At 64.3% G+C, this 19393-nt stretch carries 15 protein-coding genes; 9 read left to right on the top strand and 6 right to left on the bottom strand.

Annotation, left to right across the window (positions count from 1 at the left end; translation table 11 throughout):
- The first annotated feature begins 113 nt into the window (after window positions 1-113).
- Genes NKJ26_RS13790 through NKJ26_RS13780 form a run of 3 tightly spaced genes read left to right on the top strand, consistent with a single transcriptional unit; the run spans window position 114 to window position 2994 of the window.
- Window positions 114-1283, top strand: coding sequence for a glycosyltransferase (locus NKJ26_RS13790; protein WP_352695751.1), 1170 nt, complete (start codon window positions 114-116; stop codon window positions 1281-1283).
- Window positions 1280-2068 (top strand): WecB/TagA/CpsF family glycosyltransferase, encoded by a 789-nt coding sequence (locus NKJ26_RS13785; protein ID WP_352598321.1) that lies wholly within the window; start codon window positions 1280-1282, stop codon window positions 2066-2068. The genes NKJ26_RS13790 and NKJ26_RS13785 overlap by 4 nt, the downstream gene beginning before the upstream one ends.
- Window positions 2065-2994, top strand: a complete 930-nt coding sequence (locus NKJ26_RS13780) for a DUF6492 family protein (protein WP_352695749.1) — start codon at window positions 2065-2067, stop codon at window positions 2992-2994. The genes NKJ26_RS13785 and NKJ26_RS13780 overlap by 4 nt, the downstream gene beginning before the upstream one ends.
- Before the next feature lie 52 nt (window positions 2995-3046).
- Here the strand turns inward: NKJ26_RS13780 and NKJ26_RS13775 are convergent, their stop codons facing one another.
- Window positions 3047-4342 (bottom strand): lipopolysaccharide biosynthesis protein, encoded by a 1296-nt coding sequence (locus tag NKJ26_RS13775; RefSeq protein WP_352695747.1) that lies wholly within the window; start codon window positions 4340-4342, stop codon window positions 3047-3049.
- 199 nt (window positions 4343-4541) lie between these two features.
- Between NKJ26_RS13775 and NKJ26_RS13770 the strand changes: the two genes are divergently transcribed.
- The 5 genes from NKJ26_RS13770 (at window position 4542) to NKJ26_RS13750 (ending at window position 11571) form a co-directional block, all read left to right on the top strand.
- The gene (locus tag NKJ26_RS13770; RefSeq protein ID WP_352695746.1) at window positions 4542-7103 is read left to right on the top strand and encodes a GNVR domain-containing protein; all 2562 of its coding nucleotides are present in this window, start codon (window positions 4542-4544) and stop codon (window positions 7101-7103) included.
- A gap of 182 nt (window positions 7104-7285) precedes the next feature.
- A complete protein-coding gene (folD, locus tag NKJ26_RS13765) occupies window positions 7286-8185 on the top strand; it encodes a bifunctional methylenetetrahydrofolate dehydrogenase/methenyltetrahydrofolate cyclohydrolase FolD (RefSeq protein WP_352695744.1) in 900 nt (299 codons plus the stop codon).
- A gap of 47 nt (window positions 8186-8232) precedes the next feature.
- Window positions 8233-9195, top strand: a complete 963-nt coding sequence (locus NKJ26_RS13760; RefSeq protein WP_027027361.1) for a GlxA family transcriptional regulator — start codon at window positions 8233-8235, stop codon at window positions 9193-9195.
- A 306-nt stretch (window positions 9196-9501) separates the two neighbouring features.
- Window positions 9502-11151: a vWA domain-containing protein gene (locus tag NKJ26_RS13755; RefSeq protein WP_352695742.1), complete on the top strand. Its 1650-nt coding sequence runs from the start codon at window positions 9502-9504 to the stop codon at window positions 11149-11151.
- Between the two features lie 141 nt (window positions 11152-11292).
- Entirely contained in the window at window positions 11293-11571 is a 279-nt protein-coding gene (locus NKJ26_RS13750) for a helix-turn-helix domain-containing protein (RefSeq protein WP_352598315.1), read from the top strand.
- 46 nt (window positions 11572-11617) lie between these two features.
- Here the strand turns inward: NKJ26_RS13750 and edd are convergent, their stop codons facing one another.
- From edd to zwf, 3 genes are all read right to left on the bottom strand, one after another.
- The gene (edd, locus tag NKJ26_RS13745; RefSeq protein WP_352695740.1) at window positions 11618-13462 is read right to left on the bottom strand and encodes a phosphogluconate dehydratase; all 1845 of its coding nucleotides are present in this window, start codon (window positions 13460-13462) and stop codon (window positions 11618-11620) included.
- Between the two features lie 73 nt (window positions 13463-13535).
- On the bottom strand, window positions 13536-14252 hold the full coding sequence (gene pgl, locus NKJ26_RS13740) for a 6-phosphogluconolactonase (protein ID WP_352695738.1): 717 nt from the start codon (window positions 14250-14252) through the stop codon (window positions 13536-13538).
- Window positions 14234-15703, bottom strand: a complete 1470-nt coding sequence (gene zwf, locus NKJ26_RS13735) for a glucose-6-phosphate dehydrogenase (protein WP_352695737.1) — start codon at window positions 15701-15703, stop codon at window positions 14234-14236. Before zwf ends, pgl begins: the two co-directional genes overlap by 19 nt.
- A 311-nt stretch (window positions 15704-16014) precedes the next feature.
- Here zwf and NKJ26_RS13730 point away from each other — a divergent pair, with 311 nt between their 5' ends.
- Window positions 16015-16761 carry an SDR family oxidoreductase gene (locus NKJ26_RS13730; RefSeq protein WP_352695859.1) on the top strand — a complete coding sequence of 249 codons (747 nt, stop codon included), beginning with the start codon at window positions 16015-16017 and terminating at the stop codon, window positions 16759-16761.
- Between the two features lie 143 nt (window positions 16762-16904).
- Here NKJ26_RS13730 and NKJ26_RS13725 read toward each other — a convergent pair whose 3' ends face one another.
- A complete protein-coding gene (locus NKJ26_RS13725; RefSeq protein ID WP_352695736.1) occupies window positions 16905-17783 on the bottom strand; it encodes an SH3 domain-containing protein in 879 nt (292 codons plus the stop codon).
- A 255-nt stretch (window positions 17784-18038) separates the two neighbouring features.
- The gene (locus tag NKJ26_RS13720; protein ID WP_352695857.1) at window positions 18039-19325 is read right to left on the bottom strand and encodes an NAD(P)/FAD-dependent oxidoreductase; all 1287 of its coding nucleotides are present in this window, start codon (window positions 19323-19325) and stop codon (window positions 18039-18041) included.
- Between the last annotated feature and the right edge of the window lie 68 nt (window positions 19326-19393).

Below are 19393 nucleotides of genomic sequence, written 5' to 3'. Positions count from 1 at the left end.
TTAATCACCTTGCACGGAGAAGCCTCCCGGCCGGGGCTTTCGGCCGTTGATTGTCGCCGTTTAATCAAGGGTTCACCGCGCTTTGCTACCGCCTACACCACAGGATAGGTGAGATGCATCTGCTGTTCGCCACATCGATCGTGCCCGATGGCGCTCTCGCCTCGGGCTATGAGATCGCCAATGCCGCGATTATCGCCGCCTTGCGGCGTGCTGGCGCGCGCGTCACGGTCATCGGCTTCACCTGGCCGGGAAAACCCGCCGCCGATCCCGAAAACACCGTGGTTCTGGGTGCCATCGACGTTCGCACGGAAAACGCCTCCGCGCTGCAGAAGCTTGCCTGGGTCGGCAAGGCGATGCTTTCGGGCCTCACATTCGCGTCGGTCAAGCTGCGCACGGTGTCCGACGAAGATGTTCTTGCCGCCATCGAGCGGGCCGGCCCCTTCGACGGTTATGTGCTGAATTCCGTGCAGTTCGCCGGCGCCTTCGAAAAGCTCTTCGCCGACCGGCCCTCGATCTTCGTCGCTCACAATGTCGAGCATCTTTCGGCGCGGGAGAACGCCGCTGCAGCCGGTAGCCTCTTCCAGCGGCTTTTGTTCCGCCGCGAGGCGAGATTGCTTAAGGAAATGGAGCAGCGTCTCTGCCGCCGGGCCCGCTTCATCTTCACGCTGGCCGAGGAAGATCGCGCGGCACTCGATGTCGCCTTGGACGACCGCTCGGCGGTGCTGCCGCTGGTGACGACCGCCAAGACGCCGGCCCGGAAGCCGCGCCGGATCGATTGTGACGCGGCCCTGATCGGCACATGGACCTGGCAGCCGAACCGCACCGGCCTGGACTGGTTCCTCGGCAAGGTGGTGCCGCATCTCGGGCCGGATTTCCGCGTCCGCATCGCGGGCCACATGCCCTCAAGTGTCATCTCGATGCATCCGGGCGTCGAATTCATCGGCCGCGTCCCCGACGCCCAGGCCTTCGTGCGCAGCGCTGCCGTCATACCTTTGATCAGCACGGCCGGCAGCGGCGTCCAGTTGAAGACCATCGAGACTTTCGAACTCGGCCTGCCTTCCGTGGGCACCAGCCGTTCGCTGCGCGGCATTGACCACCGCCCGGCCAATTGCGTCGTCACCGACGATCCCATCGCCTTCGCCAGGGCACTCGAGGCCGCGGCGGCAGACATCCGCGACGTCGACGGCAGCGCGTTCCATCGCCGGCAGGTCGAAGCGCTGGATGCCGCCATCCGGCTCGGCCTCGAAAAGCTGGGGCCGCTCAGGCAGGAGGCGTTTGCATGAACATGCATGCTGCCCGCGCCGCGTTCGGGCTCGACACTTTGAAGACGATCCTCGGCATCTCGGTGCTCGCGATCCACTGGGACGATGCGGTCGCCCTGCTGAACCGCCTGATTGCCGAGCGGCGTTTCACCAAGGTCAGTTTCCTCAACGCTCATAATGCCAACCTCGCCCATACCGACCCGGTCTTCGCCGAGGCGCTGGAAGATTTCCTCATCCTGCCGGATGGCGTCGGCGTCGATCTCGCCGCGCAGTTGCTCTATGGCCAGCCGTTTCCGGACAATCTCAACGGCACCGATTTCGTGCCGGCCTTCCTGCGGGCCTCGACGACGCCGCTGACCGTGGGCCTGCTCGGCGCGACGCGCGTCAACGCGGAGGCGGCGTCCGGCAAACTGGCGGCCATCGCCGCCCAGCACAGTTTCGTGGTCATTCATGACGGCTATTTCTCCGCCGCTCAGGAATCGGAAATCGTCAACCGGATCGCAACGCTGAGGCCAGACGTGCTGCTGGTGGCCATGGGCGTGCCGCGCCAGGAACTGTGGATCGCCAGGCACATCGACGAACATCACTGCACGCTGCCGATCGCCGTCGGTGCGCTGCTCGATTTCTTGAGCGGCTCGGTGCCGCGCGCGCCCCTGTGGATGCGCCGCCTGCGCCTGGAGTGGCTGTTCCGGCTGGCGGTCGAACCGGGCCGGCTCTGGCGACGCTACGTGGTCGGCAATCCTCTGTTCCTGTGGCGGGTCGTCAAACAGAAATTGTCGCGCCGCTCTGCGGGAGATGCCGCATGAACAAGAGGTTTGTTCCAGGCGCTCTTGCCGACCCCAAGCCATTGCCGGGAACACCCACGGCTGCGGTGGTGACGGCAAGCTACGCGCCGGATTTCGAGCGTTGCCGCCTGCTGTGCGAGACAATCGACCGCTATGTTTCAGGCGCGGCACATCATTACATTCTGGTCGAACATCGCGACGTTGCGCTTTTTCGTCGGTTGGAGACCAGCCGGCGCTCGGTCATCGACGAGCGTGAACTGCTGCCGCGCTGGCTGCACGCTCTCGACGATCCGCTCAGCCTGTTCCGGCGCCGCGTCTGGCTCAGCCTGAAGACGCAGCCGCTACGCGGCTGGCATGTGCAACAGCTGCGCCGCATCGCCATATCGGCGCACGCCAGGGAAGATGTGCTGGTGTTCTGCGATTCCGACGTCGCTTTCCTCAAGCCTTTCGACTGCGGCGCCTTCTGGCGCGACGGCAAGGCGCGGCTATTCCGCCGCGAGGGCGTACTCGCCGATGACGGTCACGACGAGCATCTCCTATGGTCGCGCAATGCCGGTTCGGCGCTCGGCATCGACCCGTCCCGGACATCGGTCCACGATTACATTTCGACGCTGATCGCCTGGCGCCGCGACACGGTGCTTGCCATGTGCGGCCAGATCGAAAAAGTCCATGGCCGCGGCTGGGTCGAGGTCGTCGGTCAGGCGCGCAGATTCTCCGAATGCATGATCTACGGCCGCTATGTCGACGATCTGCTGGAAGGTGCCGGCCATTTCCACGCATCGGAGGAATTCTGCCGCATCCACTGGACCGGTGAAGCACTGTCGGACGACGAGTTCCGCCGCTTCGTCGGCGCCATGGCGCCGGAGCAGGTGGCGATCGGCATGCAATCCTTCATCGGCACCGATATCGGCCGCATCCGTCGCCTGATCGGGCTGGATGAAGCATGATCCTCAAAAGTGGGATCCGGTCTTCGGAAAAGATCATGCTCGGGCAAGAAGTCTAGACGGATTTCGCCGGCTTGCGCAGCGCCGAATAGGTCAGCAGCATCGACGCGAGATAGAGCAGCAGGAAGACGACGTTGAGCGACAGCACCAGCTTCGGCGTATCGGCAATGGTGTTCAGCACGTAGGTCAGCAGCAGCGCCTTCAGCGCAGCGAGCAGGCCGAGATTGAGCGCCCGCACCAAAGTCTGGCCACGCGCGAACAGAAGCTCAGCCTGGTATTCGACCAGGTTGCGCAGGCCCGGAACGCAGATCGCCAGCGCCACCAAGGGGGCCGCCTCGGCGACATTCCTGCCGAGCGCGTTGGGAAAGAAATGCAGCACGATGGCGAGCGTCAGCAGCGCCAGCGTCGAGACGGCGAACACGCCGCCCTCGATACCGCTCTTGACCGCCAGCCGCGACAAGAGTTCCGGCGCGCGCATCATGCGCTGCACCAGCATCATCGAAAAGGTGCGAATGGGGATTGCCGTCAGGTCGACCAGCCGCATGATGATGGCATAGATGCCGGCCAGGTGCGGTCCTCCGATGGCCAGCACCAGCAGCTTGTCGAATTCCATCTGCAAGTAGAACAGCACCTCGGCGCCGGCCACGTAGATCGAATCCGCAAGCCGGCGAAGATAAAGTTCGGTGCGCAGCCGCAGCCGCTGGCGCGGATAGAAGAAGCCGAAGGCGAGCAGCAGCGAGGCGGCATTGGCGCCGATATAGAACCAGGACCACACCCAGACGCTGTGCTGTCCCCAGACCATGAACAGCACGGCGCCAAGCGCCCGCAATGCCGTGGCCAGAATCGTCAGCAGCGCGGCGCGGCCGAACCTGCCGAGGCCGTTGTTGACGATCAGCGCCACTTCCACCGGCCGCCACAACAGCGCCTCGGCAAAGACGACGGCCGAAAACACCGATAGCGGCACGGTGCCGGCGAAGAAGATCGCGTAAACGCCGAACGAGCTCGCGGCCAGCAGCGGCAGCGAAGCGACGCCGAGCAGCAGGAACCCGGCGCTGAAGGTGCCGATCAGATTGGGCCGGATGGTCGCGGTGCGATAGAGCGCCGAGATGAAGCCGAAGGCCAGGAGGCGCGACAGCATCACCCCGGCTGCCGACGCGGTGGCGAACATGCCGAAATCGGAGATGGACAGCGTGTTGGCCAGCGCGATGAAATAGGCGAGGGAAAACACCAGGCGCCCGCCGGCGCCGCTGATCGCCGACAGATAGTCGCGGACCAATCCCCGGCGTTCGGCCACGAAGGTGCCGATCCGGGTGAGGGTCCGCCTTTGCGGTATGTCGCTGGCCTCAGTCATGCGTCGGGGAAGGCATAGGCGGGAATGTTTAACGTGCCGTTCTGAGGCGTTCCGCATGGGCTGAATTTATGCAACCAAGGCGGGAAACCTTCCCCTTCCAGCTAGGAAAATTAACGTTTTGTTTTCTATGCTTGTTTAGCGTGACTTAACGAATGGCCGACCGCCGCTGCCAAGCGGCCAAGAGTGAAGCTCCAAGACAATGGTCGACAGGAATGATCGTGAGGATTGGAAGCGCGAGCGCTCGTTGCTGGCGTTGGGCCAGGCCGTGCGCGGTGAGGACGACGCATCGCTGGTCTCGATAGGGGATCGCGCGGACCCGTCATGGCGCGAGGATGCGGCCACGCGCCACCGGTTGGCCCGTTCCCGGCGCGAAGTGCGGACCTCGCCCGCCAGCATGGGAACAGAGCGGTTCCAGCCGGACGAGCACCCGGCGGCGCAAGACGACGTTCGCCGCCCGCAGGAGACCGGTGTCGACGATTTGCCGCCAGCGACGCACACAAGGACCGCCTCCAAAGAGCATTCCGGCAGCGGCCCGCATGATGCGTCCGGATCTCGGTATGCGAGACAGGCGGATGCATCCGCCGGCGATGGTCAGGACGACCAGCAGTGGAAGCCGCTGATCGATCCGATGCAGGTGGTTCGCGGCATCGCCAGATCCAAGGCGCTGATCGTCACGACCACGATACTGGGCGCCGGGCTCGGTATCGCGATCGCTTTGTCCATGCCGAAGAAATATGAAGCCACCGCCGAACTGATCGTCGACCCGCGTGATCTCAAGCTAACCGACCGCGATCTCACCCAGAATGTGGTCGCCTCCGACGCCACGCTCGCCATCGTCGAAAACCAGGTCCGGGTGCTGACCTCGGGCACTGTTTTGAACAAGGTCGTCGACAAGCTCAACCTCGTCAACGACCCGGAGTTCAATGGCCAGGGCAGCGGCGGCCTCGGCGTCATCTCGCTCGTCCGTTCGATCCTGTCGCGCCACGATGGGCCGGGCGGCGTCGACGATGCCCGCCGCCGCGCGCTCGCCGTCGGCAATCTGGCCGAAAGCCTTTCGGTGGAGCGCGGCGGCAAGACCTTCGTCATCACCGTCAGCGCCGTTACGCAGAATGGCGAGAAATCGGCTCTCATCGCCAACACGATGACGGATGTCTTTCTCCAGACCTTTGGCCAGATCCAGTCCGATACCGCCGGCCGTGCGACGGATGAATTGACGGCAAGGCTCGGCGAACTGCGCAAGGGGGTCGAAGCGGCTGAACGCAAGGTCGAGGAATTCAGGGCCTCGCACGACCTCGTCGACGCGCAGGGCCACCTGATCAGCGACGACGAGATGCTGAAGCTCAACGAACAGCTGTCGGTCGCTCGCGCCCGTACGCTGGAGCTTAATGCCAGGGCGGCTTCGGCGCGCGCGGTCGACGTCAACTCGGTTCTGTCCGGCACCTTGCCCGAGGAGATCAACTCCAACACGATGAGCGAATTGCGCTCGCAATACGCGGCGCTCAAGCAGGAATCCGATCGCGCCGCCATCCGGCTCGGCCCGCGCCACCCCGAACTCCAGGCGATCAATGCACAGCTTGCCGGCGCGCGCGACCGCATCGCCGGCGAACTGCGTCGCATCGCATCGTCGCTGCAGGTCGATCTGAAGCGCGCCGTCCAGCTCGAGCAGGATCTGGCCTCGCGCCTGGCGCAGCTCAAGGTCCGCAGCGGCGACGTCAACAGCGATCTGGTATCGATGCGCGAACTGGAGCGTGAAGCCACGGCCAAGCGCTCCGTCTATGAACAGTTCCTGCTGCGCGCCAAGGAGACCGGCGAGCAGAAGGACATCAACACCGCCAACATGAATGTGATTTCCAAGGCCTTCGCGCCGCTCGAGCCGAACGGCCCGTCGCGGGCCGTGGTCGTGCTCGCCGGCCTGCTCCTGGGTCTTGCCTCCGGCATAGGCCTTGGCGCCATGCGTGGCGCCTATGAGAGCTTGCGCGAGACCGCGACTTCGCGATCGCGCCATGGCCGCAAGGCATCGCTCGAGGAACAGTCATTCCGGGCAGCACCTCCGCCTGTGCCGCCAATGCCGGCATCGCCGGTGCCCCCGGCACCGCCGCCGCCTGCACCACCGCCGCCCGCCGCGAAGGCCGAAGCCGCTTCCGTCGAGAGGTCCGGGCGGATCGGCGCTCTCATGGCGAAGCTACGCAAGGCTGTATCCCGCGAGCCGTCCGCCGAGGCGCGTGAAGCCATTTCCAACGAGTTCGCCTCACCTGCTGCGGCCGGAAACACGCGGCCGCCGGACACTTCCATGCTTCCTCGGTATCCGCACCCGGATCCCGCCTTCATGCCCCCGCCGGCTTACCCGCAGCCGCCGTTCCCACCGGGTGCCGATGCCGCATATCCGCGGACGATGTATCCGCCGTCACGGTGGCCGCTCATGCCGCCGCCGCAGGCGATGTATCCGCTTCCTGCTTCGCCGTCCTATCCCCAAGCGCAGCCGATGGGCTACCCGCAGATGCAGCCCTGGCAGACGCGGGCGCCGGCAGGCTCCCCCTACGGCCAGGCATTGGCGCCGTTTGCCGGGCACATGCCGTATCCGCCGCAGCCCGCTCCGCCTCAGCCGCCGGACTATCCAGCCCAGCCATCGGCGGATACTGCTCCACGGGTCGAGGAAGGCGCCGCACAGGCGCCGATCGAGGAAATTCGCGCCAGCCTGCGCGAATTCCGCGAGGCGGTTCGCGAACTCACCGAGAGCCGCGCCCGCCGCCGCTACTTCTGAGCCATACAAAAGTCTTCGGTGCCGAACAAAACCCCGCCGGTTTCGAGTAAACGGCATGAGACGGCGCTTTGACGGGATTGCGTGCTTGAATTTTCGTGAAAATGCCGCGCTTGTGCATGTCGCCAAAAGCATGCATCCGGGCCTGGTTCAAGGCTTGTCCGAAACGGTGTCGAGGGTTGTCCATGGCCGAATTGATTGACGGAAAGAGCGTCGCCGAAGACGTGGTGCGGACGGTCAAGACGCTGACCGCCGAGCTTGTCGCCAAGGGCAAGGCGAAGCCTGGTCTCGCGGTGGTTATCGTCGGCGAGGATCCGGCGAGCCAGGTCTATGTCGCCTCGAAATCCCGCACCGCCAAGGAATGCGGCTTTCATTCGCTCCAGCATACGTTGCCGGCCGAGACATCCCAGGACGCGCTGCTCAAACTCATCGGCGAGCTCAACGCCGACCCTGCCATCAACGGCATACTGGTGCAGCTTCCGCTGCCCGCCCATGTCGACGCCGGCAAGATCATCCAGGCCATCGCGCCGGAGAAGGACGTCGACGGCTTTCATTTCATCAATGTCGGCAAGCTCGGCACCGGCGAACTCGAAACCGCCTTCGTGCCCTGCACGCCCGCCGGCTCGATGCTTCTGATCGAGCGCGTGCGCGGCAAGGACCTGTCCGGCCTCAACGCCGTCGTCGTCGGCCGCTCCAACATCGTCGGCAAGCCGATGGCCAACCTCCTGCTCGCCGCCAACTGCACCGTCACCATCGCGCACAGCCGCACCAAGGATTTGCCGGCACTTGCCCGTACCGCCGACATTCTTGTCGCCGCGGTCGGTCGGCCTGAGATGATCAGGGGTGATTGGGTGAAGCCCGGCGCCACCGTTATCGATGTCGGCATCAACCGCATTCCCGCACCCGAAAAGGGCGAGGGCAAGTCCCGCCTCGTCGGCGATGTCGCCTATGCCGAAGCGGCCAGGCAAGCGGGCGCCATCACGCCGGTGCCCGGCGGTGTTGGGCCGATGACCATTGCCATGCTGATGGCCAATACGTTAGCCTCCGCCTACCTCGCGGCCGGGTTGAAACGGCCCTCCTTCTGAAAGCGCCAGCTTTGCCGAACCCCTCTGTCTCCCAGGAACGGCCGGTCATGAATGATCCCGTTCAAGGCGGCCGGCAATTCGCATTCCTGCTGGTCGACAAGTTCTCCATGTTCTCGCTGGCCGCCGCGATCGACACGTTCCGTTCGGCGAACCGGCTGCTCGGCCGCGATTTCTACGGCTGGACGACAGTGTCGGCCGATGGCGATCCGGTAATGGCTTCCAACGGCCTGCCGCTCAAGATCGACTACAGCGTCGCCGACCTCCCAGCGGTCGATATCCTCTTCGTTTCGGTCGGGCTGACGACGGAATTCCCAGGCAAGAGCAAGGTGCTGGCGGCGCTGCGCAGCTGGGGCCGGCGCGGCAATGCGCTTGGCGCGCTATCGGTCGGATCTTATTTGCTGGCCGAGGCCGGCCAGCTCGAAGGCTATCGTTGCACCATCCATTGGGAAAACCGCGCCGGCTTCGTCGAGCGCTTTCCCGACATCAACTGCACCGGCAATGTCTTCGAGATCGATCGCAAGCGCTACACCTGCGCCGGCGGCACCACCTCGATCGACCTGATGCTGGAGATCGTGCGCGGCGATTTCGGCTCGAACCTCGCCAACGGCGTCGCCAACCAGTTCCAGCACGAACGCATCCGCTCGGCCGGCGACCGCCAGCGCGTCGGGCCGGAACGCGACCTGACCGGCAAGTCCGAGAAACTCAGGCGCATCGTCGAGCTGATGGCCGATCACCTCGACGAGCCGCTGTCGGCGGTGCAACTCGCCAAGTCGGCCGGCCTTTCGGTGCGCCAGGTGGAGCGCCTTTTCCTGCGCCATCTCAACGTCACGCCCGGCCGCTACTACATGCGGCTGCGGCTGGAGCGGGCGCGCGAACTGCTGCGCCAGACCAACATGCCGATTCTCGATGTGGCGATCGCGACCGGCTTCACCTCGCATTCCTATTTTGCCCAGAGCTACCGGCTGCAGTTTGGCCGCCCGCCTTCCGAAGAGCGGCGCACGACCTACTGAGCGACATCCATGTACAGGGCTTCGAACTCAGCTTGGCAAAAAGCCTGACGACGGGCCTGCGATGCCGCCAGTTTGTTGCCGGCATCGCCATAGGAATTTTTTCTTGACATCCTGACCGCAGCTATGGTAGGTATTCATCCACGGTGCAGATGTGCGCCAGTGACCGCTTCTCAACCCAACGCGCCGGCGAACGCTCCCCGTTAACCCGGATTCGTTGCCCTGCATCCATGCGCCTCGGGCTTGTGTCCCGATCCGCGCTCAAATAGTTTCCCCGTGCGGACGAGGGGGCTAACTCAGGAGATTTCGATGGCGGGACTTGCACGGAGCGTCGCTGCGGCGATCCTCCTTTTGTCGATGACGACGTTCGGCTTTGCCGCGAACAAGGTCATCGTCATTCTCGATGCCTCCGGCTCGATGTGGGCGCAGATCGACGGCAAGCCCAAGCTCGAAATCGCCCGCGAATCGCTGAGAACCGTGCTTCAGTCGGTTCCCGCCGACGACGAGATAGGCTTCATGGCCTACGGTCATCGCGAAAAAGGCAGCTGCGAGGATATCCAGTTGATCGTGCCGCCCCAGGCAGGCTCGGCAAGCGCCATCTCGGCCGCTGCCGACAGTCTGAAGTTCCTCGGCAAGACGCCGCTGACATCAGCCGTCAAGCAGGCGGCCGAAGCGCTGAAATACACCGAGGACAAGGCGACCGTCGTCCTCATCACCGATGGGCTTGAAACCTGCGGTGGCGACCCCTGTGCGCTTGGCAAGGAATTGGAGGCGTCCGGCGTCGACTTCACCGCCGATGTCGTCGGCTTCGGCCTGACCGCCGACGAAGGCAAGCAGATCGCCTGCCTCGCCGACAACACCGGCGGCAAATACATCCAGGCCTCCGACGAAAAGGCTTTGCAGGAGGCGCTTGTCGAGACCGTGGCGGCACCGGCGGCCGCTCCCGAACCGGCTCCGGCGCCTGCGCCCGAACCCGCGAAACCGGAATTCAACTTCCAACCGACGGTGGTGATGGCCGAAGGCGGCGAGCCGATCACCGACGGCAATGCCTGGGAGATCTACAAGGCCAAGTCCGACGGCTCGCGCGGGGATTCCGTCACCACCGAATATGGCACCTACAACGGCAATCTCGAGCCCGGCGACTATGTCGTCGTCGCCCGCGACGACGAGGCCAAGGTCGAGCAGAAGGTCAAGATAGAGGCGGGTCAGGTCTACAAGCCGTTGTTCACCTTGAACGCCGGCACGGTGCTCATCCATCCGCGGCCGAGCCAGGGCGCCGAAATCAGCGACGAAGCCCATGTCGATCTCGCCTATCCCGGTGGCAACACCACCCACTACGGCGACACCAAGGTCATCGTCCCGGCGGGCGAACAGAAGATCATGGTCGAGATCGGCGCCGGCACCGTCACCGAGACCGTCCAGCTGGCCGCCGGACAGACCATCGAAAAGGACGTGGTCGTCGGGGTCGGTCACGCCGTCCTCAACGCCTATTACACCGCTGGCGGCGACAAGGCCGACAGCTCGGGCATCGGCTTCCAGATCGTCAAGGCGAAGAAGAAGATCGACGGCTCGCGCGACAGCGTCGAGCACTCCTATGGGCCTGATTGCAAATTCTGGCTGCCGCCGGATGACTATGTTGCGATCACCACACTCGATCTTGCGGTTGTCGAGCAGCCGTTCACCGTCAAGGTCGGCGACAGCCTGGACGTGAAAGTCACGCTCGATGCGGGCGTGCTCGCAATGTCGGCGCCCGGCGCTTATTCGATCGAGGTGCTTTCGTCGAAAAAGGACATTGAGGGCAAGCGCAAATCGCTCGGCTTGAACTACGGCGACAGCTGGCAGCAGACGATCCCGGCCGGCGATTATGTCGTTGTCCGGCACATGTCGGACGAAGGCCATGACAAGGAGATGCCTGTGACGATCAAGGCCGGCGAACGGACCGAGATCACGGTTCAGTAGGCCCCCTCTATCCGCGAGATCGATGGCGAGGAACGGTTCAAGGTGGTCGGCATCGTCGGGGAGAAGCTGTTCACCGGCGTCTTCGTCTGGCGGGGCGAGCTGCCCCGCTTCGCTTCATTTCGGTGAGAAGGAGCAACAAGGGTGAAGAACGAGCATATCTCACTACCTGCTGACCCGGCTGACGCCGAAGATTTCGACGTGGCGGCCGAGGCGATGGACCGGGGCCAGCGCGCCCGCCTGATCCGCAAGACGAGGACCGGGCTTGGCCTATCGCAGTCCGAGTTTGCCAGCCGCTTTCGGGTTCCGGTCGGCACCCTGCGCGATTGGGAACAGGCGCGGGCAACCGCACCGGATTTCGCCATCGCCTATGTACGGGTGATCGGTCGGCATCCGGACATGGTGGCGAAGGCTGTCGCATAGCTTGCGTTGCCGGGAGTTTCGGCTTGCATGTCGTAGTTGTCCATTTTCATTGCAGCGCGAATTCCGCTGCGGCGGTTCCGAACGCGCTGGCGCCGTGGTCGGCGCGGCCCACCAGCTGCCGCAATCCGGCAAAAAGCTCGCGGCCGAAGCCGAATTCATTGCCGATGAGGTCGGCATCCGCTGTTCGCCGCAGCGCGAATTCCGCCGCCGGCACCAGGACTTCGAGCGTTCCCGCATCGGCATCCAGCCGAATGACGTCGCCGTCGTGGATCCTGGCGATCGGCCCGTCCTCGACTGCTTCCGGCGTCACGTGGATCGCCGCCGGCACCTTGCCCGAGGCGCCCGACATGCGCCCGTCGGTGAGCAGCGCCACGCGCTGGCCGCGATCCTGCAGGATGCCGAGCACGGTGGTCAGCTTGTGCAACTCCGGCATGCCGTTGGCCTTTGGGCCCTGGAAGCGGACGACCGCGATGAAATCGCCGGTGAGCGTCCCCGCCTTGAAGGCGTCGTTCAGCCCTTGCTGGCTGTCGAACACCTTGGCCGGCGCCTCGATGATGCGCCGCTCCGGCTTGACGGCGGAAGTCTTGATGACGGCATGGCCGAGATTGCCTGACAGCACCTTCAGGCCGCCTGTCGGCTGGAACGCCTTCTTGAACGGGGCCAGCACCTTTTCGTCGCCGCTGGCGCGCGGTGCGGCTTCACGCACGACGCTGCCGTCGGCACCGAGCTTTGCCTCGACCGCATAGGGCCGCAGGCCTTCGCCCCACACAGTCTGCACATCCTCGTGCAGGACGCCTTCGTCGAGCAGTTCGCGGATCAGGAAGCCGAGCCCGCCGGCGGCGTGGAAATGGTTCACGTCGGCAAGACCGTTCGGATAGACGCGCGCCAGCAGCGGCACGGCTTCCGAGAGGTCCGAAATATCCTGCCAGGTAAGCGCAATGCCGGCCGCCGCCGCCATGGCGATGAGATGGATGGTGTGGTTGGTCGAGCCGCCGGTGGCATGCAGGCCGACGACGCCGTTGACGATCGAACGCTCGTCGATCATCCGGCCGACCGGCGTATAGGCATTGCCGAGTGCGGTGATCGCCAGCGCCCGCTTCGTCGCTTCGCGGGTCAGGGCGTCGCGCAGCGGCGTGCCGGGGTTGACGAAGGAAGCGCCCGGCGTGTGGAGGCCCATGATCTCCATCAGCATCTGGTTGGAGTTGGCGGTGCCGTAGAAGGTGCAGGTGCCCGGGCCGTGATAGGATTTGGACTCGGCCTCCAGCAGTTCGGCGCGTCCCGCCTTGCCTTCGGCATAGAGCTGGCGGATCTTGGCCTTTTCGTCGTTCGGGATGCCCGTGGTCATCGGCCCGGCCGGGATGAACACCGCCGGCAGATGGCCGAAGGTCAGTGCCGCGATCACCAGCCCCGGCACGATCTTGTCGCAGACGCCGAGATAGACGGCGGCGTCGAACATGTTGTGCGACAGCCCGATCGCCGCGGCCATGGCGATGACATCGCGCGAAAACAGCGACAGCTCCATGCCGGGTTGTCCCTGGGTGACGCCATCGCACATCGCCGGCACGCCGCCGGCCACCTGGGCGAGGCCGCCGGCCTCGCGCGCCGCCTCCTTGATCAGGGCAGGGTAGGTCTCGAACGGCTGATGCGCCGACAGCATGTCGTTGTAGGAGGTGATGATGCCGAGGTTCGGCACCTTGTCGGCACCAAGCGCCAGCTTTTCCGAGGGGCTGCAGACCGCAAAACCATGGGCAAGGTTGCCGCAGGACAGCACCGACCGGTTGGCGGTGTGGCTCGATGCAGTAGCGATGCGGCTAAGATAGGCCTCGCGCCCCGCCTTCGAGCGTTGGCGGATGCGGTCGGTGATGGCTTCGATGTCGCGTCTTGCGGTCATGGCGGTCGGTCCTTTCAAGCGAGGTCCCGGAAACATCCTCCCGCCGTTTGCCGAGACCATTGTGAATCTGGAATCAGGGTGCCCAGAAAACCTCTACGGGCTTGCGTGCGGCGTCGAGCACGGCGCGGATCGGCTTTCGCGGTCCGGGCGCAATCGCCCCGTCGAAGGCGCTGCGCTTGTCCTCGCCCTCTATGTGCAGCGCGATCAAACCGGCATCGACAATGCGCGCCAGCGCCAGCGTCAGCCGCGGTTCACCCGCACTCAACGCATGAACCGGCAGCACGATCCTGTCCGAAGACGGATCGAGCAGCTTTGCCAGGTCGTCGGCATCGGGGAAGAACGACGCAGTGTGGCCGTCCAGCCCCATGCCGAGCACGACGACGTCGAGCGGCCAGGGCAATGACCGCAGGGCCGCATCGTCGGATGTGGCCGCATCCTCGATGCCGGCGCCTTCGTGGTAGAGCGGTACGAAGCGCGCTGCCTTGGCTGCGTTCTGCAACAGATTGGCGGCAACCAGCCCGGCATTGGAGCGCGGCGAGGAGGCCGGCACGAAGCGCTCGTCGACCAAGGTCACGATCACTTTGTCCCAGGCGATCGGCGACGCTGAAAGTGCCGCGAGGAATCTCGCCGGCGTCGTGCCGCCGGAAACCGCCAGCAGCGCCGTGCCGCGCTCGGCTATCGCCTTGGCCAGGCGGGCCGAGACTTCCGCGGCCAGCGCGGCGGCCAATTCCGGGCGATCGGAAAAGGCGTTCCATCCATAGCTGGCGCTGTTCAATTGCTCTCGTGCCATGTCCGCCCGTCACGTTCGATCAGTGCTATGGAAGCCGAGGGTCCCCAAGTGCCCGCGGTATAGCCCTGTGCCTCCTGCCGGGCACTCTCCCAGGCGTTCTGGATCGGGTCGATCCATTTCCATGCCGCCTCGACCTCGTCACGGCGCATGAACAGGGTCTGGTTGCCACGGATGACGTCCATGATCAGCCGTTCATAGGCGTCGGGCGCGCGGCCGTCGAAGGACTGCGCGAAACTCATGTCGAGCGAGATCTGGCGCAGCCGCATGCCGCCGGGACCCGGATCCTTGATCATGATGAACTGCTTGACGCCTTCGTCGGGCTGCAGCCGGATGACCAGCTGGTTGGCGAAGATCGGCCCGGCGCTGTCGCCGAAGATCGAATGCGGGATCGGCTTGAATTCGATGACGATTTCCGAAACCCGCGTCGCCAGCCGCTTGCCGGTCCTCAGGTAGAACGGCACGCCCGACCAGCGCCAGTTGCCGATCTCGGCCTTGATGGCGACGAAGGTCTCGGTATTGCTGTCCTTGCCGAGTTCCTCGACATAGCCTTTCACCGGCCCGCCGGCCGAGGCACCGGCGCGGTACTGGCCTCGCACGGTGTGCTTCGGTGCCTCGTTGCCGTTGACGCGCTTCAGCGCCCGCAGCACCTTCAGCTTCTCGTCGCGCACGGCGTCGGCGTCCATCGACGATGGCGCTTCCATGGCGACGAGGCAGAGCAGCTGCAACATATGGTTCTGCACCATGTCGCGCAGCGCACCGGCCTTGTCGTAATAGGTAACGCGGTCTTCCAGGCCGACGGTTTCAGCCACGGTGATCTGCACATGGTCGATATGGGCGGAGTTCCACAGCGGCTCGTAAAGCGCGTTGGCAAAGCGCAGCGCCATCAGGTTCTGCACCGTCTCCTTGCCGAGATAATGGTCGATGCGGAAGATCTGGCTTTCGTGGAAATCGTCGCCGACCAGATCGTTGAGCGTCTGGGCCGAGGCCAGGTCGCGGCCGATCGGCTTCTCCAGCACGATGCGCGAATTCGGCGTGATCAGATTGTGCTCTTTCAGCTTGTGCGAAATATCGCCGAACAGCGCCGGCGCCACCGCCAGGTAGAAGGCGCGGATGCGATCGCTGTCGCCGATCGCCTTCTTGAGCTTGTCGAAGCCGGCGCCGGTCGTCGCATCGGCCGAGACGTAGGACAGCCGCGCCAGGAAGGTCATCAGTTCCTTGGCGTCGATGTCGGCCGCCTTGACGTGGTCGGAGATCGCCTGTTTGGCGAAGGACTGGAATTCCTCATCGCTCATCTTCGAGCGCGACGTGCCGATGATGCGCGTCGGCTCGGAGAATTGATGGTCGCGCTGGCGGTAGTAGAGCGAAGGCAGAAGCTTGCGTTCCGACAGATCGCCGGTGCCACCGAAAATGATGAAATCGAAAGGCTCGACGGGGATGATCTGGCTGGTCATGGTCTGTCCGCTTTGACGCCGGTCGCAAGTACGCGGCTGGATATAATCTAATCGATTTAAATTTTCCAGTGCCATGGTGTCACATCGAGGACCAATCGCTGCATACTGGTTCGGTCCACATGTGCGCTTGACACCGGCGTCCCCCGGAGGCTTGTCGCTAGGCGACGACTCCCGAAAGCGTTCGCAGTTGCAGCATAGAACGTGAATGTGACGAAAGCTAAGGGGGAAATCGGCGCGGCCGTCGCGGCATGCGTCATGACGATGGGGCCTGTTATGCCAGTGGTGGGATGATCTCAATGAGCGGGAAAACCATGCGTCTCGAAAACAAGGTCGCCATTGTCACGGGCGCGGCGTCCGGCTTCGGCGAAGGCATGGCGAAGCGCTTCGCGCAAGAGGGCGCGCGGGTGCTCGTCGCCGACCTCAACGCCAAGGGGGCCGAGCGCGTGGCCAACGAGATCGGCGAAAGCGCGATCTGGACCCAGACCGATGTTTCGCTGCGCTCCGAATTCGACGAGATGGTCCATGCCGCCAAAAGCGCCTTCGGCCGCATCGACATCATGGTCAACAATGCCGGGTTTACCCATCGCAATGGCGACATGCTCGAGGTCGACGAGGAAACTTTCGACCTGATCACCGCCGTCAACATGAAGGCGGTCTATCACGCGGCCCTTGCCGTGGTGCCGGTCATGGAGCGGCAAGGCGGCGGCGTCATCCTCACCACGGCTTCCACCGCCGGTCTCAGGCCACGGCCGGGCCTCACCTGGTACAATGCGTCGAAGGGCTGGGTGATCACCGCCACCAAATCGATGGCGGTGGAACTCGCGCCGAAGAACATCCGCGTCAATTGCCTTTGCCCGGTCGCCGGCGAAACCGGCATGCTGGAGAAGTTCATGGGCGCCGACACGCCTGAAATCCGCGAGAAGTTCCGGGCATCGATCCCGCTCGGGCGGCTATCGACACCGCTCGACATCGCCAACGCGGCACTTTGGCTGGCATCCGACGAAGCCGCTTTCATCACCGGTGTGGCGCTGGAGGTCGACGGCGGACGCTGCATCTGAGGCGCATCGCGATTGCAAGTTTCGGAGCAGGCATCGCGTTGCCACCGGGTTCGACTTGACTCGAAGTTGCCCGGAGCAATTCCGGGAAAAGTGTGAAACGGGTTTGTCCGGAATTGCCTAAAAAATGGTTGGCGCAGTAGGTATCAGGCGCCGGTCTTGATGTAGCTCTTGTAGATCCAGCCAGTCTTGCCGTTGTAGACGACTTGGCACCATTGCTTGCAACTCATCACCTGCACCGAGCTTTTGGCGGGCACCGTGCCGATGACTGCTGCATTCTTCTTCGGACCGGTGCGCATGGTCACGGCCCTGAGAGTCCGGCCCGACCCGGCAGCGGCCACTTTCCGTGGCTTTTCCTTGGCTTGGCTGCCGTCGCCTTCAACCGCCGCGGGCTGCGGAGCCGGCACGTGCGGCTGCGCCTCCGGGATGGCTGCGGCCGGGATGGCGGCGGTTTGTGCGCCATCGGGATTGCTGCCCGTGGCCGGAGTGGGCGCGGCGACCTTCGCAAGTTCGGTGCTGGCATCGGTATGGGCTGCCGGCTGCGTGAATGCCGCCGCTTTGTTCAGGGCCTGTTGAGCCTGTTTCGCCACCTGGTCGGAAGAAGTCGGAGCGGGAGCGGACACGGCCTTCGGCTGTGCGCCCGTCCAACGGGGATCATTGGCCGAGAGTGCCGGAATGTCGGCTTCAGCGACAGCGACGGTTGGTGAAACCTGGTCGGACTTGCGCGCCGCCTGCGGCACGGCTGCCGCGGTCACCGTGGTCCCCGGAGCGGCGATCTTGGTCGTTTTGACCGGGACAGCCGGAACGGTCTGCTCGGTGCTGGCAGCCGCTTGCCTCTCGCTCGCCGGCAATGCCAGCCAGAGCGCCACCGCCGCCACGCCAAGCAGCGCGGCAGTGCCGACCGCGGCAATCACCAGATGGGAATTGGAACGAACTTCCTGCCAAAATGACGGGCGCATGTCATAGCCGAATTGCATGGCAAAGCGCCGACGTTCCGGAGCACCGAAACCGAAGGGCTCTCTCACTCTTGCAACCTCCATAAGCGGGCCGGTGTTCTTACGATCAAATACCGCAAATCGTGCATTCGATCAGCATCGGTCCCAAATCAAAAGCGGGCGAGCCCGCATAAGTCCCCGTATAGAAGCCCATATCGGGCATCTTTTACCCGTGATTGTGGCATCAGTGCGCCATTGCGGGGGATTCTGCGCTATTGCCGGGGATTCCGCAACGCATGGCCTGGGCAAGAAATATTACAGCAATATTACAATGACCGGATCGATCTAAATCCTGTCCCGCAGAGCGAACCAGTTGAGTGCGAGGAAAAGCAGCGGCGCGCGAAAGCGCCGGCCGCCTGGGAACGGCGGAATTTTCAAATCCTCGATCAGCTTGAGCCGGTCGCGGTTGCCGGCAACGGTCTCGGCGTAGAGCTTGCCGAAGAAGTTCGACAGCATGACGCCATGGCCGGAATAGCCGCCGGCCGAGATCACGTTCGGCATCACTTCGCGCACGAACGGTTTTCTCGGCACCGTGATGCCGACATAGCCGCCCCAGCCATGCGTGATCTCGATATCCTTCAACGCCGGGTAGAGTTCCGCGATCTGGCGGCGGATGTGGATGTGGATATCCCTAGGATCGTTGACGCCATATACCTCGCGTCCGCCGAACAGCAGCCGTCCGTCCCTGGATCTGCGGAAATAACGCACCACGAAGCGGGAATCGTCGACCGACTCGCCGCCCGGAAGCACGTTCGAATCCGCTCCAAGCGGCACGGTCGCGCCGATGAACGAACCGATCGGCATGATGTGCGAGGCACTCACCGGCTCGATCGTGCCGCCATAGGCATTGACCGCGACCAGGCATTTCTGCGCCGTGACCGTCCCTTTGGCTGTCGAAACCTTCACCATGCCGCCGCTCGAAACAATGCCGGTCGACGGCGTCCCCTCGAACAATTGTGCGCCGGCCTGTGCCGCCACCCGCGCCGTGCCGATCACCAGTTTCATCGGATGGATGTGGCCGGTGCCGGTGTCGCGCGTGCCGCCGAAATAGGCGGTCGAGCCCAGCCGCTGCGCAGTTTCCGTCGCATCCATGAAAGAAATATGCGGATAGGAAAAACGGCCGGCCATGATCTCGGCATGCGCCTTGTACTCGTCGACATAGCGCGGCTTGTGCGCAACCGAGAGCTGGCCCGGCATGTAGTCGATATCGATCTGGTTGGCGGCGGCGAATTCGAGGAGATGCGCCTTCGCCTCCTCGGCGAGATCGAACAGTGCCTTGGCACGGGAAAATCCGTATTCCGCCTCCAAGTCTTCGACCCAGGCCCGCTGTCCGGTGCCAAGCTGGCCGCCATTGCGCCCAGACGCGCCATCACCGAAGCGATGCGCCTCGATCAACACGACATTGGTTCCCGCCTTGGCAAGATGGGCGGCCGCCGACAGCCCGGTGAACCCGCCTCCAATGATGACGACGTCGCAATTCCGGTCGCCGTCGAGCGCCGGATACTCGGCCCGTGGGCCGGCCGTGTCCTCATACCAGGACCGGCCAGGGGAGATTGGGGATTGGTAGGGCATGATGCTCGACAAGGGAGGGGAGTAGGGCAGTAGGGCAGTAGGGCAGTAGGGCAGTAGGGCAGTAGGGC

The organism is Mesorhizobium sp. M0152, from assembly GCF_040322415.1.
GTDB lineage: Bacteria > Pseudomonadota > Alphaproteobacteria > Rhizobiales > Rhizobiaceae > Mesorhizobium.
Note: the sequence above shows the minus strand (reverse complement) of the source record. Positions and strands in the feature narration are given on the sequence as shown.

What these genes read in the sequence shown, in the direction of transcription:
- NKJ26_RS13790 (WP_352695751.1), top strand. Translation starts at nt 114, where the DNA reads ATGCATCTGCTGTTCGCCACATCGATCGTGCCCGATGGCGCTCTCGCC.
- NKJ26_RS13785 (WP_352598321.1), top strand. Translation starts at nt 1,280, where the DNA reads ATGAACATGCATGCTGCCCGCGCCGCGTTCGGGCTCGACACTTTGAAG.
- NKJ26_RS13780 (WP_352695749.1), top strand. Translation starts at nt 2,065, where the DNA reads ATGAACAAGAGGTTTGTTCCAGGCGCTCTTGCCGACCCCAAGCCATTG.
- NKJ26_RS13775 (WP_352695747.1), bottom strand. Translation starts at nt 4,342, where the DNA reads ATGACTGAGGCCAGCGACATACCGCAAAGGCGGACCCTCACCCGGATC.
- NKJ26_RS13770 (WP_352695746.1), top strand. Translation starts at nt 4,542, where the DNA reads ATGGTCGACAGGAATGATCGTGAGGATTGGAAGCGCGAGCGCTCGTTG.
- folD (WP_352695744.1), top strand. Translation starts at nt 7,286, where the DNA reads ATGGCCGAATTGATTGACGGAAAGAGCGTCGCCGAAGACGTGGTGCGG.
- NKJ26_RS13760 (WP_027027361.1), top strand. Translation starts at nt 8,233, where the DNA reads ATGAATGATCCCGTTCAAGGCGGCCGGCAATTCGCATTCCTGCTGGTC.
- NKJ26_RS13755 (WP_352695742.1), top strand. Translation starts at nt 9,502, where the DNA reads ATGGCGGGACTTGCACGGAGCGTCGCTGCGGCGATCCTCCTTTTGTCG.
- edd (WP_352695740.1), bottom strand. Translation starts at nt 13,462, where the DNA reads ATGACCGCAAGACGCGACATCGAAGCCATCACCGACCGCATCCGCCAA.
- pgl (WP_352695738.1), bottom strand. Translation starts at nt 14,252, where the DNA reads ATGGCACGAGAGCAATTGAACAGCGCCAGCTATGGATGGAACGCCTTT.
- zwf (WP_352695737.1), bottom strand. Translation starts at nt 15,703, where the DNA reads ATGACCAGCCAGATCATCCCCGTCGAGCCTTTCGATTTCATCATTTTC.
- NKJ26_RS13730 (WP_352695859.1), top strand. Translation starts at nt 16,015, where the DNA reads ATGCGTCTCGAAAACAAGGTCGCCATTGTCACGGGCGCGGCGTCCGGC.
- NKJ26_RS13720 (WP_352695857.1), bottom strand. Translation starts at nt 19,325, where the DNA reads ATGCCCTACCAATCCCCAATCTCCCCTGGCCGGTCCTGGTATGAGGAC.